This is a genomic window from Glycomyces paridis (genome assembly GCF_004912155.1).
Classification (GTDB): domain Bacteria; phylum Actinomycetota; class Actinomycetes; order Mycobacteriales; family Micromonosporaceae; genus Glycomyces; species Glycomyces paridis.
In genome coordinates this window covers 1-24,080 of sequence record NZ_STGX01000007.1, presented here as the reverse complement: position 1 = coordinate 24,080, position 24,080 = coordinate 1, and the positions used below count along the sequence as shown (strand labels likewise).

At 70.8% G+C, this 24,080-nt stretch carries 25 protein-coding genes and 1 pseudogene; 10 read left to right on the top strand and 16 right to left on the bottom strand.

The genetic code is table 11. The features are described 5' to 3' along the window. Positions 1 to 70 precede the first annotated feature (70 nt). The 3 genes from E9998_RS10640 to E9998_RS10630 form a co-directional block, all read right to left on the bottom strand. Entirely contained in the window at positions 71 to 694 is a 624-nt protein-coding gene (locus tag E9998_RS10640; protein WP_192907076.1) for a trimeric intracellular cation channel family protein, read from the bottom strand. Between the two features lie 80 nt (positions 695 to 774). Continuing rightward, positions 775 to 999, bottom strand: coding sequence for a DUF3039 domain-containing protein (locus E9998_RS10635; protein ID WP_136529871.1), 225 nt, complete (start codon positions 997 to 999; stop codon positions 775 to 777). Positions 1,000 to 1,105: 106 nt separating this feature from the next. Beyond that, positions 1,106 to 1,432 carry a DUF3099 domain-containing protein gene (locus E9998_RS10630; RefSeq protein ID WP_136529689.1) on the bottom strand — a complete coding sequence of 109 codons (327 nt, stop codon included), beginning with the start codon at positions 1,430 to 1,432 and terminating at the stop codon, positions 1,106 to 1,108. 106 nt (positions 1,433 to 1,538) lie between these two features. Between E9998_RS10630 and dtd the strand changes: the two genes are divergently transcribed. Both dtd and E9998_RS10620 read left to right on the top strand, forming a co-directional pair. Further along, positions 1,539 to 1,961 carry a D-aminoacyl-tRNA deacylase gene (gene dtd, locus E9998_RS10625; RefSeq protein ID WP_136529870.1) on the top strand — a complete coding sequence of 141 codons (423 nt, stop codon included), beginning with the start codon at positions 1,539 to 1,541 and terminating at the stop codon, positions 1,959 to 1,961. Positions 1,962 to 2,057: 96 nt separating this feature from the next. Continuing rightward, positions 2,058 to 3,770 carry a DEAD/DEAH box helicase gene (locus tag E9998_RS10620; protein WP_136529688.1) on the top strand — a complete coding sequence of 571 codons (1,713 nt, stop codon included), beginning with the start codon at positions 2,058 to 2,060 and terminating at the stop codon, positions 3,768 to 3,770. Between the two features lie 99 nt (positions 3,771 to 3,869). On the opposite strand, the gene E9998_RS10615 is transcribed toward E9998_RS10620, so the two are convergent. The 3 genes from E9998_RS10615 to E9998_RS10605 form a co-directional block, all read right to left on the bottom strand. Continuing rightward, complete coding sequence (locus tag E9998_RS10615) at positions 3,870 to 4,109, bottom strand: DUF7455 domain-containing protein (protein WP_030162469.1); 240 nt, start codon at positions 4,107 to 4,109, stop codon at positions 3,870 to 3,872. A 340-nt stretch (positions 4,110 to 4,449) separates the two neighbouring features. Then, the gene (locus tag E9998_RS10610; protein ID WP_275669501.1) at positions 4,450 to 6,045 is read right to left on the bottom strand and encodes an RNA polymerase sigma factor; all 1,596 of its coding nucleotides are present in this window, start codon (positions 6,043 to 6,045) and stop codon (positions 4,450 to 4,452) included. Between the two features lie 213 nt (positions 6,046 to 6,258). Next, positions 6,259 to 6,732 carry a LytR C-terminal domain-containing protein gene (locus E9998_RS10605; protein ID WP_158299775.1) on the bottom strand — a complete coding sequence of 158 codons (474 nt, stop codon included), beginning with the start codon at positions 6,730 to 6,732 and terminating at the stop codon, positions 6,259 to 6,261. Positions 6,733 to 7,124: 392 nt separating this feature from the next. Here E9998_RS10605 and E9998_RS10600 point away from each other — a divergent pair, with 392 nt between their 5' ends. Further along, entirely contained in the window at positions 7,125 to 7,421 is a 297-nt protein-coding gene (locus E9998_RS10600; protein WP_136529685.1) for a DUF4193 domain-containing protein, read from the top strand. A 94-nt stretch (positions 7,422 to 7,515) separates the two neighbouring features. Here the strand turns inward: E9998_RS10600 and E9998_RS10595 are convergent, their stop codons facing one another. Next, entirely contained in the window at positions 7,516 to 7,977 is a 462-nt protein-coding gene (locus E9998_RS10595; RefSeq protein WP_204745377.1) for a DUF3093 domain-containing protein, read from the bottom strand. Positions 7,978 to 8,050: 73 nt separating this feature from the next. On the opposite strand from E9998_RS10595, the gene dut reads away from it, so the two are divergent. Genes dut through E9998_RS10575 form a run of 4 tightly spaced genes read left to right on the top strand, consistent with a single transcriptional unit; the run spans position 8,051 to position 10,428 of the window. Beyond that, on the top strand, positions 8,051 to 8,527 hold the full coding sequence (gene dut, locus E9998_RS10590) for a dUTP diphosphatase (RefSeq protein WP_136529683.1): 477 nt from the start codon (positions 8,051 to 8,053) through the stop codon (positions 8,525 to 8,527). After that, positions 8,520 to 9,263 (top strand): DUF3710 domain-containing protein, encoded by a 744-nt coding sequence (locus tag E9998_RS10585; RefSeq protein WP_158299774.1) that lies wholly within the window; start codon positions 8,520 to 8,522, stop codon positions 9,261 to 9,263. Before dut ends, E9998_RS10585 begins: the two co-directional genes overlap by 8 nt. A 5-nt stretch (positions 9,264 to 9,268) precedes the next feature. After that, entirely contained in the window at positions 9,269 to 9,631 is a 363-nt protein-coding gene (locus tag E9998_RS10580; RefSeq protein WP_136529681.1) for an OB-fold nucleic acid binding domain-containing protein, read from the top strand. A 47-nt stretch (positions 9,632 to 9,678) separates the two neighbouring features. Then, positions 9,679 to 10,428: a DUF3159 domain-containing protein gene (locus E9998_RS10575; RefSeq protein ID WP_136529680.1), complete on the top strand. Its 750-nt coding sequence runs from the start codon at positions 9,679 to 9,681 to the stop codon at positions 10,426 to 10,428. A 14-nt stretch (positions 10,429 to 10,442) separates the two neighbouring features. Here the strand turns inward: E9998_RS10575 and E9998_RS10570 are convergent, their stop codons facing one another. From E9998_RS10570 to E9998_RS10555, 4 genes are all read right to left on the bottom strand, one after another. Beyond that, the gene (locus E9998_RS10570) at positions 10,443 to 11,534 is read right to left on the bottom strand and encodes a lytic polysaccharide monooxygenase (protein ID WP_204745376.1); all 1,092 of its coding nucleotides are present in this window, start codon (positions 11,532 to 11,534) and stop codon (positions 10,443 to 10,445) included. Between the two features lie 260 nt (positions 11,535 to 11,794). After that, entirely contained in the window at positions 11,795 to 12,862 is a 1,068-nt protein-coding gene (locus E9998_RS10565) for a lytic polysaccharide monooxygenase auxiliary activity family 9 protein (RefSeq protein WP_136529678.1), read from the bottom strand. 114 nt (positions 12,863 to 12,976) lie between these two features. Continuing rightward, positions 12,977 to 13,642: a potassium channel family protein gene (locus E9998_RS10560; protein WP_136529677.1), complete on the bottom strand. Its 666-nt coding sequence runs from the start codon at positions 13,640 to 13,642 to the stop codon at positions 12,977 to 12,979. After that, the gene (locus tag E9998_RS10555) at positions 13,639 to 14,307 is read right to left on the bottom strand and encodes a potassium channel family protein (RefSeq protein ID WP_136529676.1); all 669 of its coding nucleotides are present in this window, start codon (positions 14,305 to 14,307) and stop codon (positions 13,639 to 13,641) included. The genes E9998_RS10560 and E9998_RS10555 overlap by 4 nt, the downstream gene beginning before the upstream one ends. A 145-nt stretch (positions 14,308 to 14,452) precedes the next feature. On the opposite strand from E9998_RS10555, the gene E9998_RS10550 reads away from it, so the two are divergent. From E9998_RS10550 to E9998_RS25690, 3 genes are all read left to right on the top strand, one after another. Then, positions 14,453 to 16,423 (top strand): APC family permease, encoded by a 1,971-nt coding sequence (locus E9998_RS10550; RefSeq protein WP_136529675.1) that lies wholly within the window; start codon positions 14,453 to 14,455, stop codon positions 16,421 to 16,423. Between the two features lie 151 nt (positions 16,424 to 16,574). Next, complete coding sequence (locus E9998_RS10545) at positions 16,575 to 17,753, top strand: class I SAM-dependent RNA methyltransferase (RefSeq protein WP_136529674.1); 1,179 nt, start codon at positions 16,575 to 16,577, stop codon at positions 17,751 to 17,753. A gap of 110 nt (positions 17,754 to 17,863) precedes the next feature. Further along, positions 17,864 to 18,664 (top strand): hypothetical protein, encoded by an 801-nt coding sequence (locus E9998_RS25690; protein WP_192907075.1) that lies wholly within the window; start codon positions 17,864 to 17,866, stop codon positions 18,662 to 18,664. Position 18,665: 1 nt separating this feature from the next. Here the strand turns inward: E9998_RS25690 and E9998_RS10535 are convergent, their stop codons facing one another. The 5 genes and pseudogenes from E9998_RS10535 to E9998_RS10515 all read right to left on the bottom strand — a co-directional run. Beyond that, on the bottom strand, positions 18,666 to 19,829 hold the full coding sequence (locus E9998_RS10535) for a DUF5685 family protein (protein WP_136529673.1): 1,164 nt from the start codon (positions 19,827 to 19,829) through the stop codon (positions 18,666 to 18,668). 420 nt (positions 19,830 to 20,249) lie between these two features. Next, positions 20,250 to 21,176: a glycine betaine ABC transporter substrate-binding protein gene (locus E9998_RS10530; protein ID WP_136529672.1), complete on the bottom strand. Its 927-nt coding sequence runs from the start codon at positions 21,174 to 21,176 to the stop codon at positions 20,250 to 20,252. Between the two features lie 62 nt (positions 21,177 to 21,238). Beyond that, a complete protein-coding gene (locus E9998_RS10525) occupies positions 21,239 to 22,138 on the bottom strand; it encodes an ABC transporter permease (RefSeq protein ID WP_204745375.1) in 900 nt (299 codons plus the stop codon). After that, positions 22,135 to 23,196 (bottom strand): quaternary amine ABC transporter ATP-binding protein, encoded by a 1,062-nt coding sequence (locus E9998_RS10520; RefSeq protein WP_192907074.1) that lies wholly within the window; start codon positions 23,194 to 23,196, stop codon positions 22,135 to 22,137. The genes E9998_RS10525 and E9998_RS10520 overlap by 4 nt, the downstream gene beginning before the upstream one ends. Before the next feature lie 298 nt (positions 23,197 to 23,494). Then, positions 23,495 to 24,080 (bottom strand): annotated as a pseudogene (locus E9998_RS10515) (hypothetical protein); the annotation flags it as partial.

The window sequence follows — 24,080 nt, the reverse complement described above, 5'->3', positions numbered from 1 at the left end:
CCAGCTTGCAGCGGATTCAGCCGTTTGCGATCCCCCAGCCGGAAGGGTGGCACGAAGTCGGGAGACAGCCTCAGAAGTTCGGCTTCGGGGCCTGCCAGCGATACCTGATGGCCACCAGCCGTACGACGAAGATCGTCGCGATCGCGATGAGCATCAGCGTCCAGTGCCCGATCTGCGACTCCCACCGGGCCCCCACGCCGACCATCACCGCGCCGACCACCGCCGCCATCGCGTAGAAGTCCTCCCGCAGCACCGCCGGGATCTCCTGGACCAGCACGTCCCGCAGGATGCCCCCGCCGATTCCGGAGAGTACTCCCACGATGCAAGCCGCATAGACCGCGAAACCGAAGTCGAGCCCCTTGAGCGTCCCGATCACCGTGAACAGCGCCAGCCCCGCCGCGTCCAGGATCAGCATCGACGTGCGCATCCGCGACAGCGCCGGGTGGAACCGGAAGACCACCAGCGCCGCCACCACCGCCACCAGCGGGTACCGCCAGTCGGTGAGCACCAGCGGCTTCGCGTCGATGAGCAGGTCGCGGATCGCCCCGCCGCCCAGCGCGCAGATCACGCCGATGACGACCACCCCGAACAGGTCCAGCCGCTTGCCGACCGCCGCGCTCGCGCCCGAGGCGGCGAACACGGCCGTGCCGACCAGCTCCGCGAACAGGCTCACCGCGCCGGGATCGAACTCCAAAGAAGGCTCCACCAGTGCGTTATAGCAGGTAGAGCCCCGTCACATGTCCTGTCTGAGCGAAGGTGAGAGCCAGGCTGCCCTCAGCCCTTCATCTTCGCGAAGATCTCCTTGCAGTTCGGGCAGATCGGGAAGCGCTCGGGATCGCGCGTGGGCACCCACATCTTCCCGCACAGCGCCTTCACCGGGATGCCGTCGACCATCGCGGCCATCAGCTTGTCCTTCGGCACGTAGTGCGAGAAGCGGTCCTCGTCGCCGTCCTCGTAGCTGTAGTGGTTCGGCTTGGTCTCGGTCTGCTCTTCGAGCATCGTCGAACCGCCGGTGTCGCCACCGGTCTTGCCGGGAAGTTCGCTCACGCTGACTCACTCCTCAATCGCGGACGGGAACCCGTCAATATTGCCACGTCGCCCGCCGTCATTCGGAATCGATCATGGGGCGCTCCGGCGCCTCCAGCGTCTCGGCCCGGCGCTGGCGACTCGTGAACCTCGGCGGCCGCTTCTTCGCCAGGCGGTCGTTCGCCAGCAGGACCGCCAGCCACGGCAGGGCCGCCATCCCGGCCAGACCCAGCGGCAGCCACAGCCACAGGTACGGCGCCTCGACCATCACCAGAATCCCGCACACGACCACCAGCACGATCCGGATCGACATCATGAGGACGTAGCGGATCTCGCGGAACCGCCGGGCCTCCTCCAGCGACAACTCCGCATCCGTGATGCTCGTTGCCTTCTCACGCCGTGCCACCGTTCGAGCCTACGCCTGCCCGAACCCCCCGGACCGTCCGCATGAGAGACGGCCCGCACCAGAGACGGCGCGCATGAGCGATGGCGTCCATGAGAACCTCATCGACGTGAAAGCAGTAGTGCAGACCGTCGGCGAAGCCGAAGTGACCGTGAACGGCGAACGCGTCGGCGCCATCGGCGAAGGCCTCCTCGTCCTCCTCGGCGTCACCCACACGGATGGAGATGCCGAAGCCCGCTGGATCGCCGAGAAGCTCTGGACCCTCAGGATCATGGCCGAAGAGCGCTCGGCCTCCGACCTCGGCGCCCCGATCCTCCTGGTCAGCCAGTTCACCCTCTACGCCGACACCCGCAAGGGCCGGCGCCCCTCCTGGAACGCCGCCGCCCCCGGACCGGTCGCCGAGCCCCTGTTCGAAGCCGTCGCCGAGCGTCTCCGCGCACTCGGCGCCCACGTCGAGACCGGCCGCTTCGGCGCCATGATGCTCGTCCGCAGCGTCAACGTCGGCCCCAACACGATCCTCCTCGAACGCTGAACGTGACCGTCCCGATGTACGGCGGGCAACCGGGCGCCCCGACGATCCCCGCGGCCTAAGATCAACCGGGTCCGCCGCCGTCCGAGAGGAGCCCGCATGATCCCGGTCGCCCAACCCGAGTCGCTTCCGTCGCTTCGGGTCTGGCAGCGCAAGGCCATGGTCGCCTACCACCGGGGTCAATCGCGCGACTTCCTCGCCGTCGCCACCCCCGGCGCCGGCAAGACCACCTTCGCGCTGCGCATCGCCTACGACCTCCTCGCCGACGGCACCGTCGACACCGTCACCGTCGTCTGCCCCACCGAGCACCTCAAGGTCCAGTGGTCGGGCGCCGCGGCCCGCTTCGGCATCCAGCTTGACCCCGCCTTCCGCAACGCCGACGTCCACAGCGCCGCCGACTACCACGGCGTGGTCGTCACCTACGCCCAGATCGGCGCCGACCCCGCCGTCCACCGCCGCCGCACCCTCGCCCGGCGCACCCTCGTCATCCTCGACGAGATCCACCACGCCGGCGACGCCCGCACCTGGGGCGAGGGCGTCCAGACCGCCTTCGACGAGGCCGAACGGCGCCTCGCACTCACCGGCACCCCCTTCCGCAGCGACGACAACCCGATCCCGTTCGTCGACTACGAGGAGGACGCCGACGGCACCAAGCGCTCGCGCGCCGACGCCCTCTACGGCTACCGGGACGCGCTGGCCGACGGCGTGGTCCGCCCCGTCATGTTCATGGCCTACTCGGGCCAGGCGAAGTGGCGCACGAGCGCGGGCGACGAGCTCGCGGTGCGCCTGGGCCAGCCGCTCACCAAGGACCTCACCGCCCAGGCCTGGCGCACCGCGCTCGATCCGGAGGGGGAGTGGATCAAGCAGGTGATCCGGGCGGCGGACCGGCGCCTCGTCTCGCTCCGCGCGGCGGGCATCCCGGACGCGGGCGGCCTCATCATCGCCTCGGACCAGAACAGCGCCCGCTCGTACGCGGGCATCCTCAAGCGCACCACCGGCAAGAGCGCCACGATCGTCCTGTCCGACGACGCGGGCTCCTCGGACCGGATCGCGAAGTTCGCCGACTCGAACGACGAGTGGCTCGTGGCCGTGAAGATGGTCTCCGAGGGCGTCGACATCCCGCGCCTGGCCGTGGGCGTCTACGCCACGAACGCCCAGACGCCGCTGTACTTCGCGCAGGCCATCGGGCGCTTCGTGCGCTCGCGCCGGACCGGCGAGACCGCCTCGGTGTTCCTGCCGAGCGTGATCCCGCTGCTGAGCCTCGCGGAGAACCTCGAAGCCGACCGCGACCACGTCATCAAGCCCAAGTCCCAGGACGAGGACCCCGAACTGCTGCTGGAGCAGGCGCAGCGGGTCCTCGACGAGGGCACCGAGCTCGGCGGGCAGCGCGAGACCCTGGAGTCGAGCGCGGAGCTCGACCAGGTGATCTTCGACGGCGGCTCGTTCGGCCTGCCGGTGCAGTCGGGCAGCCACGAGGAGCAGGAGTACCTGGGCCTGCCGGGGCTGCTGACGCCCGAGCAGATCCACCTGCTGCTCCAGAAGCGACAGCGCGAGCAGATGGCGAAGCAGTCGGGCGGGACGCGCACGGAGGTCGCCGAGCGGCCCGCCGCGGAGCCGGCGATGACGAACGCGCAGAAGCGGCTCAAGCTCCGCAAGCAGTTGAACGCGCTCGTGGGTGCGCGCTCGTTCGCGACCGACGAGCCGCACGGGAAGATCCACGCGAAGCTGCGGTCCTCATGCGGCGGCCCGCCGAGCGCTCAGGCGACGATCGAGCAGCTGGAGGAGCGCATCGCGACCATCAGGTCGTGGTGAGCGAAGCGCGCGAACGGATCGGGGCGGTGAGCCCCGAGGGGAACGGCAAGGGCCCGAGCGGAGATCCGCTCGGGCCCTTGCGTTCAAGCCTGTTCGCGCCTAGTTCTGCGAGGCCATGAGGTCGGTGCCGCGCCATTCGAATTCGGGGTCGGCGGTGAAGTCGATGGCGATCGGCACGAGCTTCTCGGCGAACTGGTTCGCGTGGTGGCCGCAGAAGACGAGGTCGCCGCCTTCGGCCAGGGTGACGCGAAGCTTCGCCGCGGCGCTACAACGATCGCAGCGCTCGCCCGCGATCGGACGTTCCTCCGTCTGGGGCGGGGGCGTCAGGGTGGATGTCATACCAGGTCCTCCGCTGCGTTCGGTTGCTGTGTCCATGACACTCGGTTGCTTATGTCGGCCTGTTGACCGGCACGTACCGATCAACGCCTGCACTGTACTACCTCTTCCCGACACCGGCCGACTGAGACTCGGCTCACTCACCGGGGCGGTCGCGATAGTTGTTCCACACCGTAGCCCACGAAATGCGGAATCGACAACCCGGCAATGTCGGGGCCGGGCCTGTCGCCTACCCGCGGAGCGGGTCTGCGAAACACTCGTTCGGGTGAGGCGGGGCGTGCGGGGGCGTCGCGCCCGCGGTCCCGGGCGCCGGATCGCGAGTGGAATCGCGAGCGGAAAGGCCCTAGTCGAGGTAGTCGCGCAGGACCTGCGAGCGCGACGGGTGGCGCAGCTTCGACATGGTCTTGGACTCGATCTGGCGGATGCGCTCGCGGGTGACGCCGTACACCTGCCCGATCTCGTCCAGGGTGCGCGGCTGGCCGTCGGTGAGGCCGAAGCGCAGTCGCACGACGCCGGCCTCGCGCTCGGAGAGGGTCTGGAGCACCTGCTGGAGCTGGCCCTGGAGGAGCGAGAAGGAGACCGCGTCGACGGCCACGATGGCCTCGGAGTCCTCGATGAAGTCGCCGAGCTGGCTGTCGCCCTCGTCGCCGATGGTCTGGTCGAGCGAGATGGGCTCGCGCGCGTACTGCTGGATCTCCAGGACCTTCTCGGGGGAGATGTCCATCTCCTTGGCGAGTTCGTCCGGGCTGGGCTCGCGGCCGAGGTCCTGGAGCAGCTCGCGCTGTATGCGGCCGAGCTTGTTGATGACCTCGACCATGTGCACCGGGATGCGGATGGTGCGGGCCTGGTCGGCCATCGCGCGGGTGATGGCCTGGCGGATCCACCAGGTGGCGTACGTGGAGAACTTGTAGCCCTTGGTGTAGTCGAACTTCTCGACGGCGCGGATGAGGCCGAGGTTGCCCTCCTGGATGAGGTCCAGGAAAGCCATGCCGCGGCCGGTGTAGCGCTTGGCCAGGGATACGACGAGGCGGAGGTTCGCCTCGAGGAGGTGGTCCTTGGCGCGGTCGCCGTCGCGGATGATCCATTCGAGGTCGCGGCGCATCTGCGTCGGGATCTCGCCGCCGGCCTCCTTGAGCTGCTTGAGGCGCTCGACGGCGTACAGGCCGGCCTCGATGCGCTTGGCGAGCTCGACCTCCTGGGCCGCGTTAAGGAGCGGCACCTTGCCGATCTGCTTGAGGTAGGCGCGGACCGAGTCGGCCGAGGCGGTCATCTCGGCGTCCTTGCGGGCCTGCTTCAGGGCTTCGGAGTCCTCCTCGTCCCACTCGAAGCCGTCCTCTTCGTCGCCGTCCTCGCCGTCCTTCTTGGACTTGCGGCCGGCGGTCGCCTTCTTCGCGGCCTTCTTGCGGGTGGCCTTCTTGGCGGGGGTCGCGGCGGCGGCCTCGGCGAGCGCGTCGTCCGAGGCGGCGGCGAGGTCGGCCTCGTCGGGCTCCTCGGCGCCCTCGGCGGGCTTGCCCGGCGCGGCCTTCTTGGCGGCCTTCTTCGCGACGGCCTTCTTGGCGGTCTTCTTGGCCGCCTTCTTGACCGGGGCCTCGTCGGCGGCGGTCTCCTCGGCCGCGGGCGCGGCGGGGGCGGCCTTCTTGACGGCCTTCTTCACCGCGGCCTTCTTGGCGGCCTTGGCGGTGGTGGTCCGGGAGGAGGTGGCGGTGCGGGCGGCGGGGACGCGCTTGCGGGTGGAAGTCCAGCCGTTCACGACCACGGTCACGTCGGCCTCGGCCAGCGCGCGGAGCACCTTCTTGCCCTCGGCGGGGGAGGCCTGGGCCGACTCCAGGACCTGGGCGACCGTCGCGGACGTCAGTTGACCGCTGCTCTCTCGGGCCAGAGCGAGCAGCGAGTCGGTCAGGGAATTGACGTCAGTGCCGGTGGGACGTGCGTCAGTCACGAGCAACCTTCCGAGGCAATGGCGGGCACGGCGCAGCCGGGCTCCATGGCGGGTGAGCATTGGATATTGGGTCGGCAGCCCAAGTCGGCGCACGACCGGGCAGGCGTGAATTGTAGCGCCGAAAATCGGCGGCGGCCCGTCCGTGGTGCCGTTTCGAGCTGTGTTTCCGCATTTTCAGTTTCGACGTCGCAGCACGTGGGGTGTGACGGCCGCCTATTCTACCGTGCAGGTGCCCTTGGGCAGCTGTCCTATGCCGCCCTGGGCGAAGGACTGGCGCGCGTCGGAGGCCGAGCGGACCTCGGCGAAGTCGTCGCCGAGGATGATGGTGATCGGCTTGTCCCAGTCGAGGTCGAAGGACTGGTGGCCCTGGTAGAAGTACGCGTGCGTGTGAATGCCGGCGGCGTACTGGTCGGGGCCGAAGAACACCAGCGCGGTGCCGTCGTAGGCCTCCTCCGCGTCGCCGGTTTCAACCACGACGAACCCGCGGTCCTCCAGCTGCGCGGCGGCCTGGTCGGCCAGCCCGGAGCGGTCGGTGCCGTTGAGGACGACCACCTCGATCTCCTCGGGCTTGGGGATCGGGGCGGTCTTGATCTCGATCGCGCCCGGTTCGCACGAGCTGCTCGCCGACACCTGCGAGTCGTTTTGAATCGCCCAGTAGGTGGCGAGGCCCGCCACCAGCGCCAACACGCCAAGTACCGTCAAAGCGCGGATACGAGCGATACGCACGGCTGCCTCCCCGAGTCTCCAAAAAGCGCAAACTGATGTCTGGCCCTTAGACGAGCCGACGTCCCGCAAACGTTGCCACCCGAAGGCTATCGTGCGCCGGGCCGCTTCGTGGGCGAGAGGCCGGACCGCCGAGACCTGCGCTATAGAAGTGTTCCTCGCCACAATAGGGATGAAAAACCCTGGGGGATCGTGTATAGGAATGGACTGCACGCGGTAAGGTACGCCGCCTGCACGGACGGAACCGAACCCGCCAGGAACCCGAGCCGGACCGCTGTGTCACCCGAACACTCCAAGCGGTCCCCCGTCGCGCTCGGTTCAGGTGCCACCAAGCAACCAATGGGAGTGGAAAAACGATGGCAACCGACTACGACGCCCCGCGCCGGGACAAGGAAGAGAACGCCGGGCCCGACGGCATCGAGGCCCTCGCCAAGGGCCGCACCGATCAATCGGGGTCGGTGGACGTCGACGAGGCCGAAGTGGCCGAGAACTTCGAACTGCCCGGCGCCGACCTCGGAGACGAGGAGCTGTCGGTCAAGGTCCTGCCCATGCAGGCCGACGAGTTCCGCTGCTCCAGCTGCTTCCTGGTCCACCACCGCAGCCAGTACGCCAAGGAGAAGAACGGGCTGCCGATCTGCAAGGACTGCGCATAGCGCATAGGCCGCCCCTCAGACGGCGCACGGCTCGCGGGTTCGCCCGCGAGCCGTTTCGCTGTCTCGGACCGCGCCGAGGCGCTCCAGCGCCCGCTCAGACGGCCGTGAGGGCCTCTCGCAGGCGCTCGGGGCTGCGCGAGGCCACTACCCAGTACGGAGTCGGGTCCTCGGGGTCGTCCAGGACGATCCGCACCCCGCGGCCGATCCACGGCCGCTGCACCACGAACGCCAGCGGATGCTGCGCGACGCCCAGGAGGTCGGAGTAGGCGACCGGCTCCAGGACCTCGACGCCGGCGACCGCCGACATCGGCAGGCGCGCGTCGTCGACGTGCAGCCACCGCTCGCCGCCGTCCTCGACCACCCGCACCGGCAGCCGCCCGAACCACCAGGCGCCCGCCAGGGGGACCAGCAGGACCGCCGCGCTCGCGGCCACCCGCCACCACCGCAGGTCGCCCATGTTCGACAGCGCCGCCGCGATGACGGCCAGCGCCGCCACCGCCAGCCAGGCCGCCACGGGCAGCCTCATGCGCTCGGCGTACCGTTCACCGCTCCTCATGTCTGAGACCATAGCCCCGCGCGCGCCGCGACCGGCGCGGCGTGCGACCGCGAGTGAGAGGAACCCGACTGCGATGAGCACCGAGGTGCAGGTCGACATCAAGCGGCTCGACACGGGGCTGCCGCTGCCCGCCTACGCGCATCCCGGCGACGCCGGGGCCGACCTGTGCGCGGCCGAGCGGGTGGAGCTCGCCCCCGGGCAGCGGGCGCTCGTGGGCACCGGTGTGGCCGTTGCGATCCCGGACGGCCACGTCGGGTACACGAATCCGCGCTCGGGGCTGGCGCACAGGCTCGGCGTCACGATCGTCAACGCGCCCGGCACGATCGACTCCGGATACCGCGGTGAGATCAAGATCAACCTCGTGAACCTCGACCCCGAGCGGACCGCCGTCATCGAACGCGGGGACCGTGTCGCACAATTGGTAGTCCAACCGGTTGTGCGAGCCCGTTTCACCGAGGTCGACGACTTCGCGCCGACGCAGCGCGGCGCGAGCGGCCACGGTTCCACCGGCGGGCACCGCCGACTTGCAGAGGAGAGCGAACGTGTTTAAGCGGCGAAAGTCGAAGAAGCAGCGCCCCGCCGAGGGCGCGGTCCTCGACTCCCTGGCCGAGAGCGGGGAGACCGTCGAGCACGAGGCCACCTCCGGCCCGTACGACGTCGCCGACGCCCCCGACGACGACGAGGTGCGCCGCATCGACCTGGGCGCCATCCGCCTGCCCGTTCCCAAGGGCGTGGGCTTCCAGGCCCAGACCGACGCCAAGGGCAACATCAGCCAGGTCCTGCTCACCACCGGCGCCTCCGCGCTCCAGCTGCTCGTGCGCGCCGCGCCGCGCAGCGAGGGCATCTGGGAGGAGTTCCGCGGCGAACTGGCCGCCCAGGTCACCGGCCAGGGCGGGCAGGTCGAGGAGGTCCAGGGCCGCTGGGGCACCGAGCTCATCGCCAAGGTCGCCGCCAAGAAGGGCACCAACTCGGTGCGCTTCTGCGGCGTCGACGGCCCCCGCTGGTTCGTCCAGGCGACCTTCCAGGGCCAGCGGGCCCTCGACGAGGCCGCCGCCCCCGAGCTCGACGAGGCCCTGCGCAACCTCGTCATCGACCGCGGCGCCACCGCCATGCCGGTGCGCGAGCCGCTGCCGCTCAAGCTCCCGCCGAAGATGGCCGAGGAGGCCGCCGCGCGCATCGCGCAGCGCAAGGCCGAAGGCGGCGACGGCAACCGGGCCATCATCGCGGCGGGGGACACCCCCAAGCCGCAGGTGCGCCGCAAGCCCTCCCCGCGCCCCAAGCGGTAGGGCCGGTGGCCTCGGAGCGGCTCAAAGGCTGGCTCAGGCGCCTCGCCGCCCCGTCCCAGGAGCTGTTCGCCGACGAGATCCGCCGCGAGTCCGACCACGGGGCGACGCCGGTCGCCGATCTGGAGCCGCGGCAGCGGGCGGTCGTCGCCGGCCGCCTGCACACCGTGGTGCTGCGCACCGACGGGCGCTCGCCCTCGGTCGAGGCGGAACTCATCGACGGCACCGGTCAGGTCGCATTGGTCTGGATGGGCCGACGGCGTATCGTGGGCCTGGAGGCCGGGACCAGGCTCGTCGCCCGCGGCCGCGTGGCCCGGACGGGCGACGGACGGCTCGTGATCTACAACCCGACCTACGAACTGCGCCCCTGAGGGCGGACCTGTCGCCGCACGCACCGGCGACCTACCGGAAGGCCCGCATGAGCACCGAGACGCCGACCCGCAAGCCCGACCCCGCGGACGGGAACGACCGGGACCCGGACGAGCTCCCTCCGTTCACCGAGCAGCTCTCGCAGCAGCTCGGCGGCGTCAAGGGCGTGGTCGAGGCCGCGGTGCCGATCACGTTGTTCGTGGTGCTCAACCCGCTCCTGCCCGACGCGGGCTTCGGCCCGCTCTCGGGCCTCCAGTGGGCCATCGTCGTCTCGGCGGCGAGCGCGATCGCCATCGCCGCGTGGCGCGCCGTCCGCAAGGAGCCGGTCCGCCACGCGCTCAACGGCCTCTTCGGGATCGCGCTCGGCGCGTTCCTGGCCTGGCGTTCGACCGACGCGCGCAACTTCTACCTGCCGGGGATCATCCAGGGCGGGATCTACGGGGTCCTGCTCATCGTCTCCGCGCTCGTGCGCCACCCGATCATCGGCTGGATCTACGCCGTGGTCGCCCAGGGCGGCAAGAAGGAGTGGCGCGAGAACAAGCCGCTGGTCGACGTGCTGAGCCGGATCACGATCCTGTGGGGGATCGTGTTCCTGCTCAAGAACGCGGTGCGGACCTGGCTGTACTTCCTGGACGCCGACGACGCGCTGGGCCTGGTGACGCTGCTCGGCGGCTGGCCGGTCACGATCGCCTTGACGGCGTTCACGATCTGGGCCGTGCGCCGGCGCATGAGGACCGAGGAGGACCCGCACGCCGAAGCGCGGCGCGGGACCGGGGCCCCGCGCCGCCTAGAGTACTGACCTCCGCTAGTTCACTACGTCGGGAAGCAGTCGAACTCGGGGGCGCCGCTGAGCGCGCCTGAGACGTTGAACCCGAACTCGATCGAGCCGCCCACGGCGATGGCCTGGTTCCAGGAGACGGGCGCCGCCATCTCCATGTCGCCCATCGTGGAATGCTCGGCGTTCCATATCTGGCTGATCGTCACGCCGCTGCTGGGCCACTCCCAGTGCAGCATCCAGTTGTGGATGGCCTGGTCGCCGGTGTTCTCGACCTTGACGGTGACGCCCGCGCCCGAACCCCAGTTGTTGACCGTGGCGGTGGCGGTGCACTCGTACCCGGCCGGGGTGCCCGTGGGCTCCCCGGTCGGCTCGTCGGTGGGGTCGTCCGTGGGCTCCTCGGTGGTCGGGTCCGGGTCGTCCGGGGTGGTCGGCGGGTCGGTCGGCTGACCGGAGCCGAACCACACGTCGGAGCAGGAGTAGAACGACTGGTCGAAGTGGCTGGCCTGCCAGATCATGAACACGACGTGGTGGCCCGAGCGCCCGGGGGCGCTCACCGGGATGTCGACGAGGGTGCCGCCGCCCGAGGGCGGCGTGCGCCCGACGCCGGGATCGATGTCCCCGGTGTCGGCGACCAGTTCGAGGTCGGCCCAGTCGAGCGCGTCCGTCTCCGCGTTGTACCCCTGTTTCGTCACGTAGACGCGGTAGTAGTCCGCGCCGTGGTTGGCCTGGTCCCAGGTGGTGAACGTGAAGCTGGAGTTCACCTGCGTGGTCTTCCAGGGGCCGGGGTCGTCCAGAGGCGCGTACCGGGTGCCGCCCGTCTGCCCGCCGCTGCACAGCTGGTTGTCGGGCAGGGCGGCCTGGTGGTTCCCGCCGACCTGCTCGCGGTAGAGGCCGTTCCAGTTCCACATGGCGCTGGGGTCGTTCTGCCATGCGGCCCAGCACATGGGGTCTTCCTGCTCCATGGCCGGGTTCTGGAAGTCCGAGCCCCAGCGCTCCCAGCAGCTGTAGTGCCGCGAGGAGGGGCCGATGGCGGTCCCGTGGCTGGAGGCGGGCTGGACGAACAGGACGGCGGCGGTCCCGGCCGCGAAGAGCGCGGCCACGAGGACGATGAGGCTGCGGACGGTCATGCGGCGTCCGCCGGGTCGCGGCGGGTCGAGTCGGTGGAGTCCGAATCTTCGGAGGTTGAACATGATAGCGCTCCCAAAACCTAGGAACATTGATACTTTTCAATGTAACCCCAACGAACTGCGCATGTAAACACCCAAGCCGTTCTTTTTGACGCCTGACCGATCGAATTCGTCCCTCGTGTCCCACGCGCACGGACGCGGCCCCGGCCCCGAGGGCCGGAGCCGCGTCCGCGGCGTCCTCTAAGGCGTGTCAGGCGTCCCTAGGAGGCCAGGCAGTCGAGTGCGGGCATCGAACTCAGCGTGCCGTTGACGTTGAACCCGAAGGACACTTCGCCGCCGGGTGCGATCTCCTGGTTCCAGGAGACGGGCGCGGCCATCTCCGAGGTGCCCATCGTGGAGTACTCGGCGTTCCAGATGTTCGCGACCGAGACCCCCGAGTTCGCCCACGTCCAGTGGAGCATCCAGGAGTGGACGGTCGAGGTCCCGGTGTTGGACACCGTGACGGTCACGGTCGCCCCGCTGCCCCAGCTGTTGATCGAGGCGGTGGCCGCGCAGCTCAGGTCACCGGGAGGGTCGGTCGGGTCGGTCGGAGGGTCGGTGGGGTCGGTCGGGGGGTCCGTCGGGTCGGTGGGCGGGTCGGTCGGGTCGGTCGGCTCCTCGGTGGGGCCGCCCTCGCCGAACCACACGTCGGAGCAGGAGTAGAAGGTCTGGTCGAAGTGGCTGGCCTGCCAGACGACGTAGACGATGTGGTGTCCGGTGCGGCCGGGTGCGCTGACGGGGATGTCGACGGTTTCACCGGGTTGGTAGACGCCGGTTTCGACGACGCGTTCGAGGTCGGCCCAGTCGAGGGCGTCGGTGGTGGCGTCGTAGCCCTGTTTGGTGACGTAGACCCAGTAGTAGTCGGCGCCGTGGACCGCTTGGTCCTCGTAGTGGAGGTTGAAGTTGTTGGCGAGTGGGGTGGTGTGCCAGTTGCCGGGTACGTCGAGCGAGGTGTACTGGGAGTTGCCGCCGGAGCAGAGCTGGTTGTCGGGGATGAGCTCCTCGTGCTGGCCGGCCATGCCCTCGCGGAGCAGGCTCATCCAGCTCCACATGGTGTTGGGGTTGGTCTGGAAGGCCTGGTAGCACATGGGGTCTTCGGTGGCCATGTCCGGATTCATGTGGTCGCCGCCCCAGCGTTCCCAGCAGCTGTACTGGCGCGCGGCGGGCGAGGTGGCGGTGCCGTGGCTGTACGCGGGCTGGATGAACACGAGCGCCGAGGCGCCCGCGGCGACCACCGCGGCGGCGATGACGAGCAGCTTGCGCAGCCGCTTCGGTACTTTCTTAAGCATGGTAGCGCTCCCAAAATCATGAAACATTGAGAACTATCAATGTAACGTGATCCCGTGCCGTCTGTAAAGCCCGACTGGACCCTTTTCGGCCCTTGGGCATCGATCCGACCCAGCTCAGCGCCGCTTCCCCAGGATGACCGCGCGCGTGTCGTCCTCGGCGTCCTCGTTGCACACGAACACCAGCTCGTCGCCCGACTCCAGCGTGTCGTCGGGGGACGGCGCGATGACCCGGCGCCCCCGGATGATCGCCACCAGCGCCACGTCGTGCGGCAGCGGCACCTCCGCGACGCTGCGGCCCACGTGCGGGGCCTCCGGCGGCAGCGTGATCTCCACCAGGTTCGCCTGCGACTGCCGGAAGCTCAAGAGCCGCACCAGGTCCCCGACGCTCACCGCCTCCTCCACGAGGGCGGCCAGCAGCCGCGGCTTGGAGACCGAGACGTCCACGCCCCACTCCTCGTTGAACAGCCACTCGTTCTCGGCCCGGTTGACGCGCGCGACCACGCGCGGCACCGCGAACTCCGTCTTCGACAGCAGGCTCACCACCAGGTTCACCTTGTCGTCGCCGGTGGCCGCGACCGCCACGTCGCACTCCTCCAGGTGCGCCTGGCGCAGGTTCTCCAGCTCGCACGCGTCCGCCAGCAGCCACTCGGCCGCCGGGACCCGCTCGGGGCGCATCGAATCGGGGTCGCGCTCGATGAGCAGCACGTGGTGGCCGTTGCCGACCAGCTCCGCGGCGATCGAACGGCCCACGTTCCCGGCCCCCGCGATGGCGACCCTCATGCCGCACCCCCCTGCGGGGCGGTGCCCGCGATCTGCCTGATCATCGCCTCGTCGCCGTCGGCCACGAGCATGAACACCTGGTCGCCGTCCTGGAGCACCGTCGAGGCCGTCGGCAGCGTCGCCCGCCCGAACCGGTTGACGTACGCGATCCGGTGCCCCGTCGCCTGCTCCAACGCCGACAGCGCCAGCCCGTACCAGCCCTCGTCGCACAGGATCTCGACCATCGACAGCGTCGCCGTCGGGTCCCGCCACAGCGGCTCCTGCTCCCCGGGCATGAGGTGGCGCAGCAGCCGGTCGGCCGTCCACCGCACGGTCGCGACCGTGGGGATGCCCAGGCGCTCGTACACGCTCGCGCGCTGCGGGTCGTAGATGCGCGCGATGACCTTCGCGACGCCGTAGTTCTCCCGCGCCACGCGCGCGGCGATGATGTTCGAGTTGTCGCCCGAGGACACCGACACGAACGCGTCGGCCCGGTTGATCCCCGCCTTCGCCAGGACCTCCCGGTCGAAGCCGACCCCGCGCACCGTCGTCTCGTCGAAGTCCGGGCCCAGACGCCGGAACGCCTTCGGGTTCTGGTCGATGATCCCGACCGAATGGCCGTGCTCGACCAGGCTCCGCGCCAAGGACGAGCCCACACGCCCGCAACCCATGATCACCACGTGCACCCGGTCCCACCCCTTCAGCGGTCCAGCGGCGCGAACCGCGCCGCGAACCGATCCTCTCACGCCCCGACCGGCCCCCCGCAGCGCTTCGACCCCGCCAGGCCGCTGCGGGCCTGCCGCCACCGCGCAGCCGGTAAGGTCAGTCGACGTGACCCGGTCCATGTCCGTCTTCAAACGGCTCCTCGTGGGCGAGCCGTTCGCCTCCGGACGCCAGAGCTCCCTCGTGCTCTCCAAGCGCTACGCCATCCCCCTGCTCGCGGTCAACCCCATCTCCTCCATCGCCTACGCCCCCGAGCAGGTCTTCCTCGTCCTCGGCGTGGCCGGCACCGCCGCCTACGCCTACTCGGTCACCACCGGCGTCGCCGTCGCCCTCGTCATGGTCGCCGTCATCGCCTCCTACCGGTACACCGTCCAGGCCTACCCCGGCGGCGGCGGCGACTACCGCGTGGTCGCCGCGAACTTCGGGCCCGGCGCCGGACGCCTCGCCGCCGCCGCCCTCGTCCTCGACTACATCCTCACCGTCGCCGTCTCGGCCTCCGCCGCCGTCGCCGCCCTCTCGGTGCTCCTGCCCGGCATCAGCGCCTGGCGCGAATGGATCGCCGCCGCCGCCATCGCGCTCCTGGCCGCCTACAACCTCCGCGGCCTGCGCGTCTCCGGGCACGTCGCCGCCGCCGTCACCCTCGCCTTCGTCACCGGCATCGCCGCGCTCGTCGTCGTCGGCCTCGTCCGCGCGGGCGCCGGCGACGACCTCACCGCCCCCTCCGCGAACGAGACCGCCGCCGACGACCGCGAATGGACCTCCGCGGCCCTGTTCCTCCTGTGCGCCAGGGCCTTCGCCGCCGGATCGGTCGCCGTCACCGGCATCGAGACCTTCACGACCCGCGTCCGCTTCTTCCGGCCCCCGCGCGGACGCAACGCCGCCGCCGCCATCACCGTCGTCGGCGGCGCCACCGTCGCCCTCTTCACCGGCATCGTCGTCCTCGCCCACCAGACCGGCGCCCGCGCCGCGGCCGAACCCGGCGCCGCCGGATACCTCCAGCACCCCCTCATCGGCCAGCTCGCCGACACCGTCTTCGACTCCTCGCCCGCCGCCGTCTGGCCGATCATGCTCGCCACCGCCGGCGTCCTCCTCCTCGCCGCCAACACCGCGTTCGTCGGCTTCCCGCAGCTCGCCTCGATCTTCGCCGAGGACTCGCTCCTGCCCCGCCAGCTCCACAAGCGCGGCGACCGCCTCGTCTACTCCAACGGCATCCTCATCCTCGCCGTCGCCGCCGCGATCCTGGTCGTCCTCTTCGGCGTCGCCACCAACGGCCTCATGGGCCTGTACATCGTCGGCGTCTTCCTCTCGATGGTCCTCGCCCACGCCGCGATGGTCCGCCACTGGCGCCGCGTCCTCGACGTCGAACGCGACCCCGCCCGCCGCTCGCGCGCCACACGCGCCCGCCTCACCGCCCTCGCCGCCGCGCTGGCCTGCGCGGTCGTGCTCGTCATCGTGGCCCTCACCGACTACCGGCGCGGCAGCTGGATCGCGGTCCTCATCATCGGCGGGTGCTACCTGCTCATGCTGTTCATCGCCCGGCACTACGCGGCGGTGCGCGCCGAACTGGAGCTGCCGCCGGGCCGCCCGCGCCTGCCCGCGCGCAACCACGCGATCGTGCTCGTCTCCTCGGTGAGCCTGCCGCTCATGCGGATGCTCTCCTACGCCAAGGCCACCCGGCCCGACACCGTCACGGCCCTGACGGTGAACGTCGACGCCGCGGCCTCGCGCCAGCTCCTCGCCGAATGGGAGCGGCGGTCGATCAAGGTGCCGCTGACCGTGGTCGACTCGCCCTACCGGGAGATCACCGGCCCGATCGTGGACTACGTCAAGGCCCGCCGCGCCGACGCCCCGCGCGACGTCGTCACCGTCTACCTGCCCGAATACGTGGTCGGCCAGGGCCACCAGAAGGGCCGCCTCTCGCGCGGGTACTTCAACTGGTCGACCTCGCTCCTGCACAACCAGACCACCAAGGCCATCCGCCGTCAGCTCAAGTACGAGCCCGGCGTCATGGTCTGCATCGTGCCGTGGATCCTCGGCGAGAGCACCGAGCCGCCGCCGCTGCGCCGCGTCTTCAAGTGACGCGCCCTCTCCGGGGCCTTGCGCCGCCGGTGTCCCGAATGCGGAGGTCACACCCGCGCGGGAAGTCGCGGCCGCGCCGGGCCCGCCCCGTATCCTGGCGTGCTGGGCGCCGGTCGGCGCCGCAGCCGCTAGCGACCAGAGGATGAGGACGATGATCGTCACCGTTGGAGACATCGCCGCAGGAGGCCACTGCGTGGCCCGCGTCGACGGCGAGGTCTACTTCGTCCGGCACGCACTGCCCGGCGAGACCGTCCGCATCGAGGTCAACGAACGCAAGAAGCGGTTCGCGTTCGCCGACGCCGTCGAGGTCATCGAGGCCTCGCCCGACCGCGTCGAACCCCCGTGCGCCTTCGCCGGACCCGGCAGGTGCGGCGGCTGCGACTTCCAGCACGCCGCCCCCGACGCGCAGCGCCGCCTCAAGGCCAAGGTCCTGTTCGACCAGCTCACCCGCATCGGCGGGATCGACCCCGCGCTCCTCGAAGGCGTCGAGGTCGAGGCGCTGCCCGCGGCCGAGGGCGCGCTCGGCTGGCGCACCCGGATGCAGTACGCCGTGGACGCCGACGGGCGCCCCGGCCTGCGCAAGCACAAGTCCCACGAGCTCGTGCACATCGACCGGTGCGCCATCGCGACCGAGCGCATCCGCGAATCCGACCTCCTCACCCGCAGCTGGATCGGCATGGGCGCCGTCGGCGTCGTAGACGCCGACGACGACAAGCTCGCCGTCTACACGCAACTTCGCCGCACCGCCCGCCCCCACCACAAGAGCGGCCCCGAACTCGTCCACCAGGAAGTCGGCGAGCAGTCGTTCGAGATCGGCTTCGACGGCTTCTGGCAGGTCCACCCCGCCGCCGCCTCGACCTTCCTCGCCTGCGTCCTGGAGCTCCTCGACCCCCGCGAAGGCGAGTCGGCCTGGGACCTCTACGCCGGGGCCGGGCTCTTCGCCTCGGGCCTGGCCGCCGCCGTCGGCGAGACCGGCCGCGTCGTCGCCGTCGAGAACGCGCCCGCCTCGCGCACCGCCGCGAACCTCGCCGAGTGGAAGAACGCCGGGGCGATCGTCGGCGACGTCGCCGACGTCGCGCCCGACCTCGGCCACGTCGACCTCGTCGTCCTCGACCCCCCGCGCAGCGGCGCCGGCCCGGAGGTCGTCGTCGCGCTCGGCGAGGCCCGCCCACGCGCCATCTGCTACGTCGCCTGCGACGCCGGCGCCCTCGCGCGCGACGCGAGCGACCTCGCCGTCGAGGGCTACGCGCTCACCCGCCTCCGCGCCTTCGACGCCTTCCCCATGACCCAGCACTTCGAGACCGTCGCCCTGTTCGAACCGGTCGACTGAACCCGCACGCCGCCCGGCCCGGCGCCGGGCGGCACCGGGTCCGTTGCGACCCTTCATGAAGCGCGCGGTAGCCTGGCGCCGCACCTGACCGCACCCCACGGAGCCGTTCGATGACCATGCCCCCCGGCACCCCCGGACCCCCGGCCGACCCGCGCGATCCCGCAGCGGCCCAAGGCCCCTCGCAGCAGTCGTTCCAGTACCGGCCGCACGACCCCTACGGCGCCTTCGCGGGCCAGCCCTCCGGGCCGGTCCTGCCGCCCCCGCCCACCTGGGCGCAGCGCTGGGGCATCCTGCCCAAGGACGACCGGCCCCGCCAGGTCACCGTCATCCTCCAGGCCCTGTGGATCCACCTCGCCGTCAACGCCCTCGCCGTCCTCATCGCACTCGGCGCGGCCCTCGTCGCGGCACTGGCCTTCTCCTTCATGGGCCTGTTCGGCGGCATCGTGTTCGGCCTCGTCGTCGCCGCCGTCAACCTCGCCCTGATCTGGGCGGTCGCCAGAGAGCAACTGGGCCGCTTCGGATTCCAGGACCCGCGCATGGTGTTCTACATCGGACTCGGCGTGATGGGCCTCAACGCCGTCTGCGGCGCGTTCAGCGTCATCAGGTTCCTGCCCTCGATCCTCGAACTCGCCGCCCTCGCCCTGTGCCTGGTCCTGCTCTACACCCGGCCCGTGCGCGCCTGGCTCCGCGACCGACCCGGCAACTGGCCCCGCAAGGTCCCCGTCCAGCACCCCGACGCGCGCCCCGCCGAACCCGCGCCGCCCGTCTGGCGCGACGCCGGCCCCGGACCCGCCGCAGCGCCACCGGTGCAGCCCCCGCCGCCCGGACCGCCCTCCACGACCCCGCCGCCGCCCGCCCCGGGCACCCCGCCCCCCGCGGCGCCCCCCGGCTGGCCCCAACCGCCCCGCTGACTCAATCGCAACTGCACGGACAGTCGCAACCGCCGCAGCAGCCGTCCCCGTCCGAATCGCCGCCGCAGCACTGGCAGCACTGACAGCACTCGCAGTCACAGCAATCGCAGCAGTCCCGGCAGCACCCCTCCCGCGAACGACCCGACCACGGCCCCTCGTAATGCTCCGCGCAGCACAGCTGACACGTGCACGCCAGCACCGCGAAACTGCACAGACCGGCCCAGAAACCGCGCCTGCGCGCGTGATAGCCGTCGTCCTCCCGGTAGTCCCGCCGCCGCGACCGCCGCTCCTCCGGACGCCGATACGTCGCGCACGCCGAACCGAACGACTTCGACACCGCATGGCGCGCATACCGATCCAACAACAGACCCGTCATCGCCCCGTCCACCAGCGACGCCGACTCCAACGCCGCCCGCATGTCCGACAGCGCCCCGCGCGCCAGCGCACGCGCCCCCTCCACACCCGCACCCGTGGCCGCCAGCGGATTCCACGCCCCGCGGCCCGCGTCCTCCTCGAAATCGTCCGCCGCGTCCAGCAGATGCGCCAACCGCCCGAACGCCGCACCGGCGACCCGGAACGCCCCCGCGTTCTCCGGCCGCCCGCCCAGCACCGCCGCATGGGCGAACAGCGCCGCCGTCGCCGCCTCGGTCGGCGCCGTCACCGCCGACAACGGCGTCCCCGCCGAACAGGCCGCCTCCACCTCGCGCTGCGACTCGATCGAGGCGATCACCGGACCCACGTCCAGCCCGATCGACGAACCGATCGCATCGGCCTTGCGCCGCAACCGGTCCGCAGTCATACCCGCGAGACCCCGCGCACCCGGTCGGGCGACGATCCCGTCCCCGTCCTCCACATGGTCGCGGAGCTTCGCCGAGGCCAGCAGCAGCGAGGCGGTCGCCGCCAGGCGCGGCCCGCCCCCGGTCGACACGCGCTGGCGGCGCATCCCGCGCAGGGCGCACGGGCCCGCGTCGCGGGCCTCGGCCTCGCCACCGAGCTGCGCCTCCACCAGCACCGAGAGCGCGAGTGCGTCGTAGTTCGTGGTGAGGCGCGCGAACTGGCCCGCGTCGTCGCGCAGTTCCAGGCACAGGCCGCAGAAATGCCCCATCCAGCGAGGTTTGAGGTCTTCGGGGGTACGGGAAGGGCAGGGCGCGAGGATGCCGAACAACTGGTCTCCTACCTCGTCGGCGGCGCGCCGGGAAGGAGCGCCGTGGGGGTGCGTCGCCCGGGGATTCTATAGGCGGGACGCAACGCGACCGCCGAGCGCGGGTCGGCGGTCGCGTGCGGGAGGCCTGAAGGGTCGTGGACGCCCGGCGGGCGGGCCCGCGGGACGTCAGAACATATTAGCACATCTGCATGAATCCTGGGGTGGATTCGCGCGCAACCGCGTCCCGTGAACCGCGTCGCGGGCATGGAAAAGGGGTGCGGGACCGCAGGTCCCGCACCCCTCCGCTCGCTGTGGGGCGAGCGGCGCGGCCGAACGGCCGCAGCGCGCGCGATGGCACCGGCGATGGTCCTCTGCCTGCCACGGGTCCCCAGACCCAGGAGCCGGCGCCGCGCGCGGTCTTCGGAGGGTCAGGTCATGAGACTAGGCAACGAGGTCGCCGAAGGCGTTGTCCTGCAACCAGGCCGTCACGCCCGCCTCGACGTCGCCATCGTTGTCGGTGAAGACGATGTTCTCCAGGTCGGCGAGCTGGTCGTCCGAGAGGGCGAACTTCCCGAGCGCGGCGGCCACGTCCGGGAACTCCTCGCTGAAGCCCAGGTGGGCGAGGGTGTTGATGGTCTCGACGTCGCCGAGGGTGCCCTCGGGGTCCTCGAGGTTCTTCAGGTCGTACTTCGCGTAGGCCCAGTGCGGCTGCCACAGGGTGACCACGATCGGCTCCTCGGCGGCGATCGCCGAGTCGAGCTCGCTGAGCATGGTCGCCGTCGAGGAGGTCTTCAGCTCCAGGTCGGTGATGCCGTAGGTCGGGATCGAGGCTTCGAGGACGGCCTCGGTCAGGCCCGCGCTGGGCTCGATGCCGATGATCTCGCCGCCGAAGAGCTCGGCGTTGTCGTTGAGCTCGGCCAGGGAGTTCACCTGGTCGACGTAGGCCGGGACCGCGACGGTCAGGGCGGCGTTGGAGTTCCACGCGCCGATCTGCTCGAGCTGGTCGCCGTAGGTCTCCATGTAGGTCGCGTGGGTGACCGGGAGCCACCCGTCGAGGTAGACGTCCACGTCGCCCGCGGCGAGGCCCTCGTAGAGCAGACCCGCCTCGGAGAACTCCTGGACGGTGACGGTGTAGCCGGAGGCGGTGAGCGCCTGGCGCCACAGCTCGGTGGCGACGACGCCCTCGTCCCAGCCGGGGATCACGCCGAGGACGAGCTCGCCCTCGCCTTCGGGCAGGCCGAAGTCGAGGTCGGACGGGTCGGCCTTCTCGCCGCCCTCGCTCTCGACCGAGCAGGCGGACAGGACGGCGGGCACGGCCACTACGGCGCCGGTTGCCCAGGCGCCCTTCATGATCGAACGACGACGCATGGTTCCTTCTCTCTCCCGCGGGGACACGCGGGCTTCATCGGTGGGGCGTTGGTGTTCGGTGGCTAATGGGCGAGCCGCGCGGCCTTGGCGACCGGCGTGCGGTCGGCCAGGCCCTGCATGACGCGGTCGAGGAAGATCGCGAGGATCACCACGGCGATCCCGGCGTTGAAGCCCTTGGCGATGTCGACGCGCCCGAGCGCGGACACGATGTCCTCGCCGAGGCCGCCGCCGCCGACCATGCCCGCGATGACGACCATCGAGAGCGCCAGCATGATGACCTGGTTGAGCCCGGCCATCACGGTCGGCAGCGCCAGCGGCAGCTTGACCCGCAGGAGCGTCCGGGCCGGCGAGGAGCCGAAGGCCTGCGCGGCCTCGACGACCTCGCGGTCGACCTGGCGCAGGCCCAGCTCGGTCAGCCGCACGCCGGGGGGCATGCAGAAGATGATGGTGGCGATGATGCCGGGCGTCTCGCCGACGCCGAAGAGCATGACCACCGGCAGCAGGTACACGAACGCCGGCAGGGTCTGCATGAAGTCGAGGACGGGCCGCATGACCGCCGAGGCGGCGCGGTTCTCCGAGGCGAGGATGCCGATGGGGATCGCCAGCACCGTCGCCAGGACCGTCGCCACGACGACCATCGCGAGCGTCGCCATCGTGTTGTCCCAGTAAGGAGTCCAGGCGACGACGAACATGCCGACGCCGACGACGGCGGCGAGGCGCCAGCCCTTCGCGACGAAGGCGATCGCGGCGAAGACGAGGATCATCAGGCCCGAGGGCAGCCACAGCAGGGCGTCGGCCAGGGCGAAGTAGAGCGATTCGAGGAAGGTCTCGACGCCGTCGAACAGGGGCGCCCAGGCGAGGCGCAGCCACCTGATGAGCTCGTCGGTCCAGGCGCCGAGCGGCATGTCGGGCAAGGGCTTCCAGACGTACGTCCAGAGCCAGTCGCGGATGTACTGCATCATGCCGGCAGGGCCTCCTCGTCGTCGCTGGCGCGCTCGTCGTCGGCCGCCGGCTCGTGCGCCAGCGACTTGATGATGGACCGGGGCGTGACGACGCCGAGCGGGTCGTCGTTGTCGTCCACGACCAGCAGCGGCGCCTTCGAGTTGAGGACCGGCTCGTACAGCTCGTTGACCGGCACGCCCGACTCGACGGTCGGGAACTCGCTGGTGTCGGTGCCGCCGCACGGCTCCATGACGGCCTCGGCGGTGAGCACGCGGCTGCGGTCCACGTCGGCGGTGAACTCGGCGACGTAGTCGTCGGCCGGGTGCAGCAGCAGGTCCTCGGCGGTGCCGAGCTGCTTGACCTCGCCGTCGCACACCGCGATCCGGTCGCCGATGCGCATGGCCTCGTTGAGGTCGTGGGTGATGAAGACGATGGTCTTGGCGAGCTTCGACTGGAGGTCGAGGAGCTGGTCCTGCATCTCCTGGCGGATGAGCGGGTCGAGCGCGCTGAAGGCCTCGTCCATGAGCAGGATCTCGGTGTCGGCGGCGAGCGCGCGGGCCAGGCCGACCCGCTGCTTCATGCCCCCGGAGAGCTGCGCGGGTAGCTTGTCCTCGTGGCCTTCGAGGCCCACGAGCTGGACGGCCTCCCTGGCGCGCTCCAGTCGCGCGGCCTTGTCGAGGCCCTTGATCTCCAGCCCGAACGCGACGTTCTCGAGGACGCTGCGGTGGGGGAGGAGCGCGAAGTGCTGGAAGACCATGCTGATCTTCTCGCGGCGCAGGCGCCGCAGCTCCCTGGGCGAGAGCGAGCCGAGGTCGACGCCGTCGATGCGGATCGTCCCGGCGGTGGGCTTGATGAGGCCGTTGAGCATCCGGATGAGCGTCGACTTGCCGGACCCCGAGAGGCCCATGACGACGAAGATCTCGCCGGGTGCGATCTCCCAGTTGTGGTCGATGACGGCGGCGGTGACGTTCCGCGAGTTGAGCGCCTCGCGCGGGACGCCGCTGCGGAGCTGCGCGACGGCGCCCTTGGCGCCTTTGCCGAAGACTTTGTACAGGGATTCCACTGCGATCGCGGGCATTACGTCCTTTCCTGGCGCCGCGCGCGAATCGCTGGGGGAGCGGGGTGCTGATCCGGGCGGCGCTGGTTTCCGTTGGGGGCGGCAACGGGAGAAACACTAGTCAACGCCTGTGTTTTTTCAACCCGAGCGCTGCGTGAGAAGGTCAACACGGGAGGGTCCGGATCGGGTGTTTTCGCAGGTGGGAAGCTTGCAATGGATTGTCGAACAATCGCTGGTTCGATTGTCTACAATCCGACATTCCGAGGAATTGACGCTCCTGCTTGACGGTTTCGAGACCGTACCGTGACCGCCCGCGGCGCTACGGCAGCCGCGCGGCCTTCGCGCGTTCGCTCAAGAGCGCCAGGTCGGTGTCGCCGAGCCCCAGCGAGCGCGCCTTCTCGTACTCCCCGGCGATGTCGGTGCCCATCCGCATGGGCGAGTCGGTCCCCAGGACCACGGCGATCCCGGCCTCCAGGAACCGCGGCAGCGGATGCGCCTCCAGGTTCGGCACCATGCCCAGGACCACCGCCGACGTCAGGCAGACCTCCACGATCACCTGGCGCTCGGCCAGCAGTCGCATGATCCCGGGGTCGCCCGCCGCGCCCACGGCGTGCCCGATCCTGCCGATCTCCCCGATCTCCGCGAGCGACGCGAGGTTCGAGGCGTTGAACGCCCCCGCCGGGACCGTGACGCCCAGCCCGGCCGCGCCCGCGGCCTCGGCCACGACCCGGCCCCGCGACCAGTCCGCCTCGGCCGCGTACGGCACGTAGATGATCTCGACGCCGGCCAGTCCCGCGGCGGCCGCGTCGCCGAACGCGTCGCACAGCTCCCGCAGCATCGGGTCCCACAGGTTCATGCTCAGGACCGCGCCCGCGTCGAAGCCCGGGTACTGCTCGGCGACGCTG